The sequence below is a fragment of the Thalassoroseus sp. genome (assembly GCF_984380535.1).
In genome coordinates this window covers 16,163-29,296 of sequence record NZ_CFHRBF010000016.1, presented here as the reverse complement: position 1 = coordinate 29,296, position 13,134 = coordinate 16,163, and the positions used below count along the sequence as shown (strand labels likewise).

General features: G+C 55.2%; 11 protein-coding genes. 1 reads left to right on the top strand and 10 read right to left on the bottom strand.

Annotation, left to right across the window (positions count from 1 at the left end):
• Positions 1-34: 34 nt before the first annotated feature.
• The 9 genes from AC5DDB_RS21055 to AC5DDB_RS21015 all read right to left on the bottom strand — a co-directional run bounded on the left by AC5DDB_RS21055 (position 35) and on the right by AC5DDB_RS21015 (position 9,800).
• A complete protein-coding gene (locus AC5DDB_RS21055) occupies positions 35-400 on the bottom strand; it encodes an STAS domain-containing protein (RefSeq protein ID WP_491741740.1) in 366 nt (121 codons plus the stop codon).
• On the bottom strand, positions 384-3,020 hold the full coding sequence (locus AC5DDB_RS21050) for a HEAT repeat domain-containing protein (RefSeq protein WP_491741739.1): 2,637 nt from the start codon (positions 3,018-3,020) through the stop codon (positions 384-386). Before AC5DDB_RS21050 ends, AC5DDB_RS21055 begins: the two co-directional genes overlap by 17 nt.
• 66 nt (positions 3,021-3,086) lie before the next feature.
• Complete coding sequence (locus tag AC5DDB_RS21045) at positions 3,087-4,469, bottom strand: sigma 54-interacting transcriptional regulator (RefSeq protein ID WP_491741738.1); 1,383 nt, start codon at positions 4,467-4,469, stop codon at positions 3,087-3,089.
• A 14-nt stretch (positions 4,470-4,483) separates the two neighbouring features.
• Positions 4,484-4,858, bottom strand: coding sequence for a response regulator (locus tag AC5DDB_RS21040; RefSeq protein WP_491741737.1), 375 nt, complete (start codon positions 4,856-4,858; stop codon positions 4,484-4,486).
• Positions 4,859-4,907: 49 nt separating this feature from the next.
• Complete coding sequence (locus AC5DDB_RS21035) at positions 4,908-5,372, bottom strand: DoxX family protein (RefSeq protein WP_491741736.1); 465 nt, start codon at positions 5,370-5,372, stop codon at positions 4,908-4,910.
• A gap of 121 nt (positions 5,373-5,493) precedes the next feature.
• Positions 5,494-5,787, bottom strand: coding sequence for an antibiotic biosynthesis monooxygenase family protein (locus tag AC5DDB_RS21030; RefSeq protein ID WP_491741735.1), 294 nt, complete (start codon positions 5,785-5,787; stop codon positions 5,494-5,496).
• A gap of 30 nt (positions 5,788-5,817) precedes the next feature.
• Positions 5,818-7,581 (bottom strand): hypothetical protein, encoded by a 1,764-nt coding sequence (locus AC5DDB_RS21025; RefSeq protein WP_491741734.1) that lies wholly within the window; start codon positions 7,579-7,581, stop codon positions 5,818-5,820.
• A 145-nt stretch (positions 7,582-7,726) separates the two neighbouring features.
• Positions 7,727-8,677 (bottom strand): S1C family serine protease, encoded by a 951-nt coding sequence (locus AC5DDB_RS21020; protein ID WP_491741733.1) that lies wholly within the window; start codon positions 8,675-8,677, stop codon positions 7,727-7,729.
• A gap of 43 nt (positions 8,678-8,720) precedes the next feature.
• Positions 8,721-9,800, bottom strand: coding sequence for a hypothetical protein (locus tag AC5DDB_RS21015; RefSeq protein ID WP_491741732.1), 1,080 nt, complete (start codon positions 9,798-9,800; stop codon positions 8,721-8,723).
• Positions 9,801-10,101: 301 nt separating this feature from the next.
• On the opposite strand from AC5DDB_RS21015, the gene AC5DDB_RS21010 reads away from it, so the two are divergent.
• The gene (locus AC5DDB_RS21010) at positions 10,102-12,216 is read left to right on the top strand and encodes a type II secretion system protein GspD (RefSeq protein ID WP_491741731.1); all 2,115 of its coding nucleotides are present in this window, start codon (positions 10,102-10,104) and stop codon (positions 12,214-12,216) included.
• A gap of 23 nt (positions 12,217-12,239) precedes the next feature.
• On the opposite strand, the gene AC5DDB_RS21005 is transcribed toward AC5DDB_RS21010, so the two are convergent.
• Entirely contained in the window at positions 12,240-13,115 is an 876-nt protein-coding gene (locus AC5DDB_RS21005) for a LysR family transcriptional regulator (protein ID WP_491741730.1), read from the bottom strand.
• Positions 13,116-13,134 lie beyond the last annotated feature (19 nt).

Genomic DNA, 13,134 nt, shown 5'->3' with positions numbered 1-13,134 from the left:
CTGGTGAAAACGCTTTCCAAAGGATTATAGGCAACTACTCGATGAGGGCTTCCAACGCTTCGTCGCGTGATTCATAAATGGCCCACAGCGTGTCGAGGGCAGTAATCTCCAGCAGTTCGGCTGCTCGTTCGCTGAGTGAGGCCAATACCAGCTCACCGCCGCGTGTTTTGATAAGGGTATGACATCGTAGCAGCAGTTGGAGGAACGCCGACCCGAAATAGTTCACTTCCGCCAGATCGAAAATGACCATCGGCACCGCGAGTCGAAGTGTTGGTTGCAGGACGATTTCCGCGGCAGATGGGATCAAGTCCCAGGGCATTGACTCCACATTGCCTTTTGCGGCCACTACGAGGACATCGCCATGCCATTCGAAGTGAAACGCGTCACGGATTTCGTTCATCGGGTCGCTTCCCCTGCTGGATCGGAATGGCTTCGCCCATGCGAGCCGACTCGGACGAACTCGCGAACCGCCAGTTTTGCCAGGCGGTCATCCGTTGGTCCGTCGTCCGTATCTTAGCAAGTTCCGCGGGACGGGTCTCTGGTGGCACGAGACGGTCGAGGCTCTCCAACACCGCCCGCCGGACAGTCACATCGCGATCGGTCCATCCAAGTCGAATCAAATGTTCGATAAATCTTGCTTGGCCGGACTCACCCATCGCGAGCACGACTTTTCGTCGCACACGCCCATCTGCATGCCAGCTGAGTCGGGTCAGTTCGTCAAGCCCTTGCGGATCACCATGACGACTCATTGCGATCGCCGCCGCGATTCGGACCAACTCTTGGGAAGAGGTCAATAACGGACGCAGTCCTGAAGATTCCTCGGAATTGGGATGTTGCACACCATCTAAGACCCGACGATTTCGACATCGTCCGGCGGCATCGATCGCGGCTAACTGAACTGCAAGATTCTCATCATTCAGCAAGAGCGGCAGCCATTCACCATGTTCAGGTCGTGGGTGAGCTGCTGCATACTCGCAGGCAAGTTGCCGAACACCAGTAACTTCCTGATGAGCCGCCAGCCGAATGATGCGATCGATATCTGGGTGACTGTCTTGCCAGACCGCTTGCAGAATCGACCGCCAAATCAGTTCGTCGGTCTCTTTCGTCAGATATTCGCCGAGACGTCGAATTACCAACGGACTCAAGGATTGTTCCGCCCCGAATGTCGCGAACTCCCGTGATAGCTGACGACGAGTTTGAAGGTCACCCGCTGGGAACTTCGCCAGGGCTGCGTACACCGGACTAATCGCAGGCAGCACATCTTGCTCAAGCCGAATGATTCCGGGTGAAGTGGGATCCGACGCTGCCAAAAATGCCTCAATTGCTGGAACATCTGCGGGCTTTGCATGCTGCAAACGTTCGAACGCATCCTGATATTCCGCCGACCGAGGATTGATATCGACAGCGGTCACGAGTTTCAAATCAGCCTGGAGATCGTCAATGTGCTGTGCAACCGATGGTGTCTGTGCGGTGGTGGTCGATGGTCCATCCAGTCGCACAGGAAGGTCATGGCGACGAGCCAACGAATGGACTGCGTCAGCTCGCTCGGCCGCAGTGCCGAAGAACGGAAACGGTTCCGCCATGCCGGTGCGAGTTGCCAGTTCTGAGTACGCTCGGCGACGAGTGGTTGTTGTGCCCCGTTCCAAACTGTGGAGCAGAATCGGAATCGCTAAGGAGTCCGGCCAACCGCGGACAGCGGCGAGCACTGCACGTTGCACATCTCGACTTGGATCGGTCTGCAAACGCCACAACATATTCGCCGCTTGAAGATCGGGATAGTTCCCCAACGATTCGGCGACGGCCATTCGAACTTCCGATGATGAATCGTCGGCAAACTCCGCAATCGCCCGAACGCCCCACCGCGACAAAGCCCGAACGGCAGCGGCTCGGATCGAGGGTTCCGTTCGTCGTGCTTGTTGCTGTAATACTTCTAAAGCCGCGGGGGTTTGAAGACGGCCCAAGTTCAGCATCGCATGTTGCCGGTTCGTGGTTTCAGAATCGGTCAATTGGGCCTTCAAGAATTCGACTGCTCCCGGATGTTGTGTGAGTGCCAACCAAGTCCCGAATTGCTTTCGCATGATCGGGTCGTCTTCAACCGTGTGAACGCCATGGTCTGCCCATTCCAGCAGATTTTCTGGCCAAACCGCCGACGACCATTCCGATTCGTTCGGATGGGAGATCGCGTAAATCACGCAAGCTTCGAGTGCCGCCTGTCGAACTTCCTGCCGGACCGGTCGCCCGTTCGCTTCCGACAACAGCCCCGCATTGATTTCCGCAATTGCGACGGGCGGAACATGCCGCGAAACTCCCCGCCACAATTCCAAACGAACTCCGACTGGCAGGTCTTCATGACTTTGCAGGAAGCGGGCAATCGGTGCGAAATTGTCGATTGCCTCCCCGGGTTGATCTCCCAAAACACGACACCAAGCTTCCGCCGCTGCCGCTCGACAGGCGTCGGAAGTCATGACTGGATCAGCCGCCTGATCCGCCGATAACGACCACCAATTCGTAATGGGGGGCACAGTGTCTGTCCCCGCGACGCAAGCCTGTAGTCGGTCAGCTAAAGCAGAACCAGACGCCGGCTGGTGCTGAGCCAACATGATTGCTGCATTCCGCCCGACTTGATCGCTTCGCTCGGCTAGATGTGGAAGCTGCGTAATCCAGGCCGTTGGTAGGTTGTGCTCGTCTTCCGAAAAGTCCCGAATGGAATCAACGACCGGACGCGTATCATCCAAATCCTCTGTCTTCGTCAGACCGGTCGGAAGCACGGTCGAATCCGTAGGGAGCGACCGCAAAATCTGGGGATCAAGTCGAAAACGCCAACGCCAAGCGTGTTGTGTCGACGTCGGGGACCATTCGGAATTGAACGTCCACCGATCTTCGGAAAGCGTTTCCACTAATTGGGTTGCGACGGCAGGTTCAGGCTTCGCTGCGGTCATTCGTAGCAGACTCTGACTGCATCCGCTGCTCAAGAGCAACGCGCAGGCCGAAACCAGGATGAGTCGGCTGGGCATCCGCATGATGATTGAATCCGTGAGAAACTCCGCAGCCGGGGACTCTATCAGGTCCGCGGATCTGCGTGAAGTTCAAGTTTCGCCACCATCGGCGATACCGAGGATCTCCATGCGGCGATAAAGTTTCGGTCGATTGATACCCAGCAAATCCGCAGCTTTTTTCTTGTTGAACTTTGCGTACTGCAGTGCCAATTCGATTTGCTCGCGTTCGACCTGTTCCAAATATGGTTCCAAGGGCAAAGGCTTGGGTGTGATCGGCGGGCCAACCGTTTGGGCATCGAAACCAGTTCGGAAACGAAACGGAAGGTCCGATAACTCAACGAGCGGCCCATCGGCTCGTTCGGCTGCCTCTGCGACAACCAACGCCAACTCTCGCAGATTGCCCGGCCAATTGTAGGACCGAAACCGCGTCAGAACCTCGTCCGAAAACCCACCCAGTTGTTTGTGTGCCGATCGATTGCGTTCCTCTAAAAACGCCTGAGCAATCGTCGGTAGTTCTGCAATCCGCTGTCGGAGTGGGGGGAGTTCGATGCGGAACGGCGAGATGAGAAAGTAAAAATCGTCTCGGAGAGTTTCGTCGGCCCGAAGTTCATCGACGTTTTCGCTCGTCGACGCCATCAGCCGAACGTCCGCAAGTTGCCCGTCGGCATCGGCTTGCACCAACGATTCCTGCACCTCTCGCGGAAGACTTTCCAACGAGTCGAGCAAAATCGTGCCCGTGTGTCGCATCGGCTGTGGCGAACTCTGGGAATCGGATTCCCGGTCTTTGAGAAGTCTTCGCAGGGTGAGCTTGAGATCGATCGGCTCAATCCGTCGACAGTCGAGCGGCACAAAAACATTGCGACTCAGCGGACCGGTGTAGTGAATGATACGGGCAATGTGTTCTTTGCCGGTACCGTTCTCGCCGGTGAGCAACACCGGTGACGTATCTTCACGAGCGGCAGCGATCTGCTTCATCACGCGGTGCATCGCTGGACTGTTGGCGATGACGGAATCGTCACCATAACGTCCGCGAAGTGTCGCCCGTAACGACGCGAGTTCTGCGTGTAGCTGCTGCGATGGCCGGGCTGGAAGCGGGTGCGGCGGATCAATCGCGGTGATCAGTCCGAGGACGCTATCGACTTCATCTTCGTCAGATAGCAACGGAAAGAATCGCAGCATCCGTGGGAGCGAACCCCCGGACTTCGGTCTTAGAAACACCGGAACATTGGCTGCCGTTCCTGTGAATGTTTCCGGGGGCGGACACAAACTACCGGTGAGGCATTCCGGTTCGAGCGGGTCGGAGGAACTGGCGTAATCGCAGCGAAGTCCCAAGATTTCATCGGCACTCCAACCGGTGAGCTGTTCGCACCCTCGGTTAAAGAATAACACCTCACGATCCGCACCAATCAGGAACAAAGGTGTGGTGACATCCGTCAATCGCGAGTTGAGGCGAATTCGACGGGCTTTCGCCATGCGAGCCGTTCCTCTTAATCCCCGTTTTGCAAAACGTGACTCAACCGTTGAACGGCTTCCATATTGCCATAGTCTGATTTCCCAAATCCATGTTCGGCGCCAGCGGCAACAGCCGCTTGTTGAGCCTCTTCGTAGTTGGAAACCAACATGACCGGCGGAGCGTTCTCGTTTCGTACAAGTTTCTTGATGAACTGCACACCGTCGGCTCCGTTGCAGTCAAACTTTCGATTCACAAGAACGAGATCATACGGTCTCGTCTCGAGTGCGCTGAGGGCATCGTCTTCGTCTGCGGCTGACGACACGACCACGTCGAAATGTGACCGCAAAAACTCTGTGATACTCGCGTGATCGAATCCGCACTGACCGACATTGAGCACTTGTTTGCTCATCGTTTAACTGCCTCGATGAAACAACGGTAAAAACGGTTCCGGACAAAAACTACTTCGCGTCCGAGGGCTTGGTTCGTCCGAAAAACAATTGATCGATGCTGATTCGTCCGGGACCGATAAAGATCAACGCGACGGCAACGACACCAAGCGTGAGCGCGTATTCCATGCCGCCGTCTTTCAGAGAGAACGCCGCGCCATGAATGACGAACGAGGCAACACCCATTGTGGCTGCAATGAACAATGCAGCCAACCGTGTGAACAGCCCGAACACCAAGAGAATGCCGCCGCCAAATTCTGACCACGCAGCCGCCTGTGCTGCAACTTTGGCTGGCACGAACTTCGGCAGTTCGATTTTGGCTTCCACAACCTCGGTGAACTTCTCGATCCCAGGCCCACCAAATTCACCGAAGACTTTTTGAGCACCATGAAAAATCATGACGGCTCCCAAAATCAGCCGGATCAGCAGAAAGCCGAAGTCTTGTGAAACGGTGGTCTTTGATGGTGTGTCACTCATGTGTTGATTTCCCTATCAAGAAAAAACGGCTACGGAGATCGGTCTCCGCAGCCGCTTAGTTTAGCGAGGCCGATAAGTTCACACCAGACCGGCCCACTCTAAAGTCATTAGCGTATCAGGCTCACTCTCTACTGCCGTACGTTCGGCAAATTCGAGCGATCTGAACCTCGTAAGACTCGTACCACTTTTGTTTGCCGTTGGCCTGGGCGTGCAAGTGTTCGGCGGCCTGCTTCCAACGGTGAATGTCTTCCTCGCTGTGCCAATACGAGATGGCTAGTTCGCGATTGTCTTCTGTCATTGCAATGAAGTCGATGCAACCGAATTCCTCAATGGCCAAACGTCTGAGTCTCTCAGCGAGTTCGGAGTACTCGGAATCCAGTTGCTTAATTCTTGCACGAAAGATGACAGCGAACACCGCAAGCCTTCGTCTTTGTGTTCCCGCGAACTACTCTTTCGAGGGAACCGAAAAGTTCACGAACAACGCACCGCGTTCGTCCGGCACGGTGTAACCACCCATCATCGGGAGGTAGTCACGAATGACTGCGAAATCAGGCAGTTTCGTGAAGTCGACGCCTGGCACTTGTTCGCCGAGTTGGCCGGATTTCGCGAATTCATAAACCGATTCCAACTGCGAATTGCGACGTTGGAAGGACAACATCGAGGTTTTCGCTGGGAAGTACTCGGCGATCTTCTTGTACTCTGCGAGTTCGGCAACCGGTTCCGTTCGTTTGTCCCGGAGGATCTGCTCGAGATCTTTGGCGTCGGTCGAGAAGATGAACAACCCTTTGCTAACCGCGAACGACACGCCCGAGAAATTCGCTCCCGCTGCACCGGCCGCTTCGGGATCGATCTTCAGATCGTAAATGGTTTGGCCGTTGAACTCACGAGCTTCGACCGCGTCGCCAGCCTGGTCGAGCATCTTGCCCACCAAGCCTTGCATTTTCTTCTCATCTTTGAGCGTCAACGCAACCACGGTTTTTGGAATGCCAGGCGATGGTGCACCGATGGCATTCACGTTGGCTTTTCCGGCTCCGTAATTCACGGAGTAAATCGGTCCGTCAATCTGATCGATGATGTCGGTCTTGATGTTCACACCGATGCCACCTTCGGCCTCAGCGATTTCATCAATCTTTGCTCGCAGTCCGCCCGGTTGACGGAACACGAAATTGTCGACCAACGTTTCGATCGATGTATACGCAGCACCGGCATCCCAGTTGGTGATCGTGAAACCATCGACATCGGCAGGAATCCACGCGGGCGGGGCCAAATCGGTGGCGGGGAAACGGAACAAGTTCAAGAGTCCCATCACCGGTTGGTCGACGTGCAATAGCGTTTTCGAAACTTCTTCAAAATCACCGGCGGCCACATAGCTCGCTCCGCCCATGCCTTTGAAATTGTTCACACCCAGGATCGGCAAGAACGCTGACGCCAACGCGACCTGTGGGTTCTCGGCCGCAGCAGCTTGCAAGCCCGCTTGAATTCCGGACAACGGATCCGCGAACCACTTCACAGCCGGTTTCGCGTCTTCGTAGGTACATCGCGATTGAATATATTTGTAGCTAGCGTTGTCGGAGAATTTGTTCTCGTGTTGACCATCCCAACGGACCAGCGATTCCTGCAAGACGTCCGCGTTCGTTCCGATTAACAGCGTCGAGTCTTTCACGCAGTAGGCGAGCTTCGGTTTGAACGAAGACTCCGCTTCTTCGATCTGCGGAAAACTGTAAGTGACGATTTGCGTGCCTTCGAATTCGGTCACGTCACGCTCGGCGTCGGTGTTCTCCAAGCTCTCTTGTGCTTGCGTCAGGAGAGAATCGATTTCGTCTTCTTTGTCGCCGAAATCAAGAAACGCAACCAATCCCACACTTTGTCGCGGTTTGGCCACCACAGCCAGGGCCACTTCGCCAGTCGGAATATTCACAAGTTGCTTAAGTGAAAGCCCGACGTTTTGCTCGAGTTCTTCCGAAGCTTTCTCGATTTGAACGTTGACATCTTCCCAGAAGTCGGCGAAACGCTCGTCTTCGCACACTTTGGCCATCGAGGTTTTTTGGAACTGAGCCTTGAACTCGGTGACGTTCGGGAAGCTGAAATACAGCATCACGTTCGTCGGCAGTTTCTGATCGACGGAGACGGCGTCGGCTGCGGAGACGGTCAGCCCATTTCCGATCAGCAAGGCAAGCGAGGTGAATACCGCAAAAACGGTGCGTTTCATTCGATTCATCCAATTGAGAGTCATGCGAGAATCCATTTGTCGAATTTTTATCTTCCTCCAGTGCAAACCGCAACGGCCCGACCGGGATAACTGATCTTACCTAGCGGAATGGCCCGAAGTTTCACGCAGATTTCTAGTGACCGCATCATTCCGCGGTTTTCTCGAGCGGAGGCTTCGCGAAATTTTTGCGACGTGGGCCGGGCAGATACCGGAAGCCGCTGTTGGCGTTATTCTTGTCGTAAGCGAATGCATCGCGATTATCTAGAAAATGCTTGAGGTACGTTACCGGAATCGCGAACCCTAGCCCTTCGCCGAAGGTGAGCTTCATGTTCGTAACACCGATGACCTCACCGCTGGCGTTGAATAACGGTCCGCCGCTGTTGCCGGGGTTGATTTGTGCGGTTGTCTGTATGTAGACGATGCCCTCGAAACTCCGATTGCGTGTGCTGACAATTCCCTTTGAAACGCTGCGTTCCAAGCCGAGCGGGTTACCGATCGCGAAGACTTCATCGCCTTCCCGGAAGTCGGCTTCCGGGCTGAGATAGACTTTCTGAAACTTACGGCCTTCCGTCTCGGGAATTTGCAGCAACGCTAAATCGAAGAATGGGTTGAGGGCGATGATTTTTACGTCATCGATTTGTCGCCGGGTGAATTCGCCGTTCTCGTTCTTGTCGAACATCACAACGGCTAATTCGGTTTCCTGTTCGACGACATGATAATTCGTCACACAGTAGCCTCGGTCGTTCACAACGAAGCCGGAACCAAGACCGCCCGGGGTTTGTACCAACACCACACCTTCGCCGAACTTCTCGGCGAGTTCCTTCACACTTCGCACCGGCAAATCAGCTGTGGAGTAAACCCCTTCGCTAGCTGGCTTCGCTTCGACACGATCAGCTTCCGGAGAGGCTTTTTGCCTGGTGCGGATGCGGTCTTTGGGCACGCGGATGATGTCGACGCCCAAGTCGACAAACACAGAGTCCGCAGTCTCTTTGAGAACTTCCCCCTCCAACTTTTGTCCGCCGGAAAGTTCAATCACATCCGCCCGCCCGACTGTAACACCGAGCACCACGAAACAGAGGAAACAACCACGAAGCATGTCAAACTTTCCTGAGGGGGAATCAAATGTTCGCACGGAAGAATTAGCCGCGATAGTCGGTATGACACAGCGTGCAGGCTTGCCCCATTTGAGAGCGGGCCAAATCGAATTTTTCGAACTGCTCGGATTCAATGGCCGAGTTCATATCCTGGCTGGCTTTCACGAGCATGTTGACGAATTCGTCGAACCCGGAATCGCCTTCGTAGCCGAATCCTTCGCGGTTGAGGACGTTCGTCACAGCACCCATCACCATCGCTTCGTGCCGAAGTTTGTCGGCATTGGATTTCATCGCGTCTTCGTTGCCCCCGTTGACGTTGATGAACTTCGACGCGTTCTCCAACCGTTTCATCAGTTCGCCGAAATCGGTGGTGTCGGGGATTGGCTCGTCGGCTGCGGTTTCTTCCAGGCCCGGTGGCACACTGCCGTTCATCAGGTCGAGGAAGAAATCGAACTGCTCACGCAGCGGCCGAAAAGACCCTGCGCCCGTTCGAAGTTGTTCCGCGTTCATGTTCTTCGCGAGCTGCTGAATGTAACCGGCTTTGTCTTTCCATCGGAAATCGTCCGGGTGCTCCTTCGCCACGCCCGCCATGACCGCCAGAGTTGCTAGGTGCGGCGGCAATGCGAGGTAGTTTCGGTTGTACGTTCCGACGCTTTGCAAATCGGTGTTGAGCCGGTTGCGAATGTCGGTCATTTCTTTATCTAACGCCTCGGCTGTGATGATGGCCTTCCAGTCGATTCCGCCGCCGGCTGCCGGTTCTTCGGGGTCGTCCTTGGGTGGCATGGGATCGGCTTGCGGCGTGGGCATCACACCGGTATTGCCATCTGTGGCGTTCGATGCAATCGTCTGCGTATCCGATGCGACCGCGAGTGGATCGTCGTACCAGACATCCAAGGGAATATCCCCGATCCACTGTTTGCCATTACGAACCTGGACCAGAACATCGGTCTGTTCTTCGTTTCCACTGGTGGCCGGTTCCGACGTGGTAGCACTCGAATTTGTTTCCGCCGACGATTGTGGTTCGGGGTTTTCGCCGGTGGGCGATGATGAACTCCCGCCACAACCCATCAACTGAAGGGACAGAATGACGAAGAGCGTTCCGTGTGGCAACAATCGTGTTCGCATGGTGATTCGCTCGGAAACTCGTTCAAAACCTGCGGCGGTTTAGACGGAATCTCATCCGTCATTGTTGAATTGTATTATGAAGGGCGAAACTAAGCGAAGCAAGTCGCGATCATAGGTCGAGCACTGAATTGTGGTGGTCTAATGTGAGTTAGTGTCATTGTTTTGATCCATGCGGTCGAACCCGGAGGCCGATAAATTGGGGTGAGTTTGACGATTTTGCCGAAGAATTCGATTCCTTTGCGTCGATGATTGATGTGAGATCATTTTTTGAGCGATCGAATTCTTGTGAAACCAAGTCCTCATGCTACAGCGTCTTTGCGATTCTAAACGCTGGCACAGTGCCCTCTCCGTCATGGGGTTGGTCATGGTGTTTGCATGGAACGCATTGGCGGCAGATGATTTCGGGGTAACGATTGTCCCTCGACAATCCGCGGCGAAACCCGTCTCCTCGAAAGCTTCGACGCCTCGGCATACAGGCTCTTTAGTGGTCATTCCAGAGAATTCGGCCATGCAGACAGGTGACGACAGTTTTCGAGTCGATTCGAAAACCGGTTGGCATCGATCACGGCCCGTGAATCCACAGCCGGTGAATCCACAGCCGGTAACGAATTCGACTCCGGTGCAACCGGCGGCTAAGTTGCCAACTGAGCGTAAGCAACCCACTTGGAGTGAGCTTCCACGATCGACCGACACTTACGTGCGACCAGTGGCAGCCAATGGGAACGATTTGCCGCCGCCTCGACCTCGGGCAGAATTGGCACCGCCGCCGCTTCCGCTTGGTCCTCGGCAACAGATGCCACGCCATCATGCGATACCGCGACCGCCACTGAGGGCCGACATACCACCTCGTCGCCCGGCGGAAGAACCGGTTGTCGATGCACCTCCTCCGTTGGAAATCGATCAACCGCGACGAATCCCGATTGAAATGCAAAGTCCGTCTACCGGGCAGTTGCAGGTTGATATTCAAAACGATCGCATCACATTGACCGCGAACGAAGCGCCGTTGGATGTCGTGTTATCGATGATCGCCCGGCAACACGGTTTGAGTATCGTTGGCAGCGGGACCGCGGGACGAACGGTCACGGTGGGGCTGTCCGATGCGCCGCTCGAAGACGCATTGACGGCCATTCTCGGCGTGAACGGGTTCACCTGGACAAAACGCGGCAACATCTTGATGGTGGCTCCGCTGAGCAAAGAATCGGTCGTGCCGGCTGCGGTCCAAGGACGCGAGGTTCGAGTATTCTCGCTGAGTTATGCCTCGGCTTCGGACATCGACCGTGTGGTTCAGGGGTTGCTTTCGCCAATTGGTCGAAGTGTCGCGGTCGAGTCGGATTCCAAAGACAAACGGCGGACCCGAGAGCAGGTCATCGTCGAAGATCTGCCGGATTCCATCGCCCGAATCGAGCGTTATGTCTCTCAGGCGGACCAACCGCCGCGACAAGTGTTGATCGAAGCGCAAGTGCTAAAGGTCGATCTGAAAAACGAATGTCGTCACGGTGTGGATTTCGAACAGTTAGTCAATGTGGCGAATGCGGATATCACCTTGAAGTCGGCGGGGTTCGCGAATCCGTCGGCTAGTCCCGCGTTATTGTTGGGAATCAACGGCACCGAGATGGACGCCTTGATTGAATTGATCCAACTTACGACCGATGCCAAAACGCTCGCGCGTCCGAAGGTGTTGGCCGTCAATGGGCAGGAAGCTCGCGTGCAGATTGGCGAACAGCTCGGCTATTTCATCACAACAACAACACAGACCAGCACCCTGCAGAATGTGGAATTTCTCGATGTGGGAATCGTGTTGAACGTCACCCCGATCATCGGAGACGACGGTCAAGTACTCATGACCGTGAAACCTGAAGTTTCGAGCGGCACGGTCAATCCCGCCACTGGTCTACCTGAAGAAGAGACGACCGAAGTCGAAACAACGGTGCTCCTGGGAGACGGTCAGGGCATGATCATTGGGGGACTCATCCAAGAACAGGATGTGGATACCCAATCGAAAATCCCTTTGCTAGGCGACTTATGGGCCGTCGGAAAGTTGTTCCAGAAGACGACCGTCACCCGCGAACGTAGCGAAATCATTGTGGCACTCACGCCGCGGATTCTTCCATACGACGGCTGCAACCAAGTCCGCGAGAAAATGAACTTGATGCGGGTTCACACGCCCTTGCTCGAAGGACCGTTGAAACCGGTGGACCGTCGGGCGTTCGAAGCGGAACTGCCAGATGCGATCGACAATCCGCGTTATTGCGATCCGCGTCGCACACCGGATGTGCTCACGAACCACCCGGGCGAGAAACCACTTACGCCGAATCACTACTTCCCAACCAAAGACGAACGTCAACCGGTGCTTCCGCGTCCGTTACCAAGTTTCCCGGCCAACTCAATGCCCAGCGAAGGGCTGATTGGCCCGTGATTGATCGTCATCAGAGGGAAATATCACTTTCCCTGGGCGATCAAATGGTCGCGGAACGCTTGAAGCAACCGACTCTGAAAGCGATACGGATTCCATGTGACCGCGACGGTGCGAGTCGGTTTCGGATCGGCGAGCGAGCGGTAAACGCGACGGCCACTGTCGTCTCGTTCTCGCGCCATGGCTGGAATGAGCGACACACCGTGCGAAAGCGAGACCAACTCCTGTACCATCGCCAGTTGACTCGTGCGTTCCACTGTCACCGGCAGGAACGATCGTTGTCGACAAAACGAAACGATGTTGTCCGACAAACAGTGAGCCTCGTCCAACAAGACGAACGGGTACGGTTCCACGTCCGCCAGACGAATGTCCGGCACACCGACCAATGGATGTTCCGGCGGCAACACGAGGAACAATTCTTCGTCGAAAAGCGTTTCGATCTCCAAATACTTCGCCGGGATCGGCAATGCTAGAATTGCTAGATCAATCTCGCCCTGGATGCAGCTCTTGAGCAGTCGATCCGTCGTGTTTTCTTGCACGATCAAATTGGCTTTCGGGTGTGCCTTCGAGAATTCTCGCAAGACTTTTGGGAGGAAAAACGGAGCGATCGTCGGGATAGCCCCCACACGCACGCAGCCGCTTTCTCCGTCATCATTGATCTCGGCTTTGGTATCTTCCAAGATCGATAACACCTGACGAGCACGGCTTTGCAGCAACACGCCGGCATCTGTCAGAGTCACAGAACGTGTTTGCCGTTCAAACACGGGTTGGCCAAGCTCCTCTTCGAGCTTCTGAATCGATCGGCTCAGGGCCGGTTGCGAGATCTTCACATCCTCTGCAGCCCGGGTGAAATTGCCCCGTTCGGCGACCTGCAGAAAATATCGCAACTGATCCAACTCCACGGCCGTTCTCCACAATTGT

Bases quoted from the DNA above. Each gene is read 5' to 3' on its own strand.
- AC5DDB_RS21055 (WP_491741740.1), bottom strand. From the start codon at position 400: ATGAACGAAATCCGTGACGCGTTTCACTTCGAATGGCATGGCGATGTC.
- AC5DDB_RS21050 (WP_491741739.1), bottom strand. From the start codon at position 3,020: ATGCGGATGCCCAGCCGACTCATCCTGGTTTCGGCCTGCGCGTTGCTC.
- AC5DDB_RS21045 (WP_491741738.1), bottom strand. From the start codon at position 4,469: ATGGCGAAAGCCCGTCGAATTCGCCTCAACTCGCGATTGACGGATGTC.
- AC5DDB_RS21040 (WP_491741737.1), bottom strand. From the start codon at position 4,858: ATGAGCAAACAAGTGCTCAATGTCGGTCAGTGCGGATTCGATCACGCG.
- AC5DDB_RS21035 (WP_491741736.1), bottom strand. From the start codon at position 5,372: ATGAGTGACACACCATCAAAGACCACCGTTTCACAAGACTTCGGCTTT.
- AC5DDB_RS21025 (WP_491741734.1), bottom strand. From the start codon at position 7,581: ATGAAACGCACCGTTTTTGCGGTATTCACCTCGCTTGCCTTGCTGATC.
- AC5DDB_RS21020 (WP_491741733.1), bottom strand. From the start codon at position 8,677: ATGCTTCGTGGTTGTTTCCTCTGTTTCGTGGTGCTCGGTGTTACAGTC.
- AC5DDB_RS21015 (WP_491741732.1), bottom strand. From the start codon at position 9,800: ATGCGAACACGATTGTTGCCACACGGAACGCTCTTCGTCATTCTGTCC.
- AC5DDB_RS21010 (WP_491741731.1), top strand. From the start codon at position 10,102: ATGCTACAGCGTCTTTGCGATTCTAAACGCTGGCACAGTGCCCTCTCC.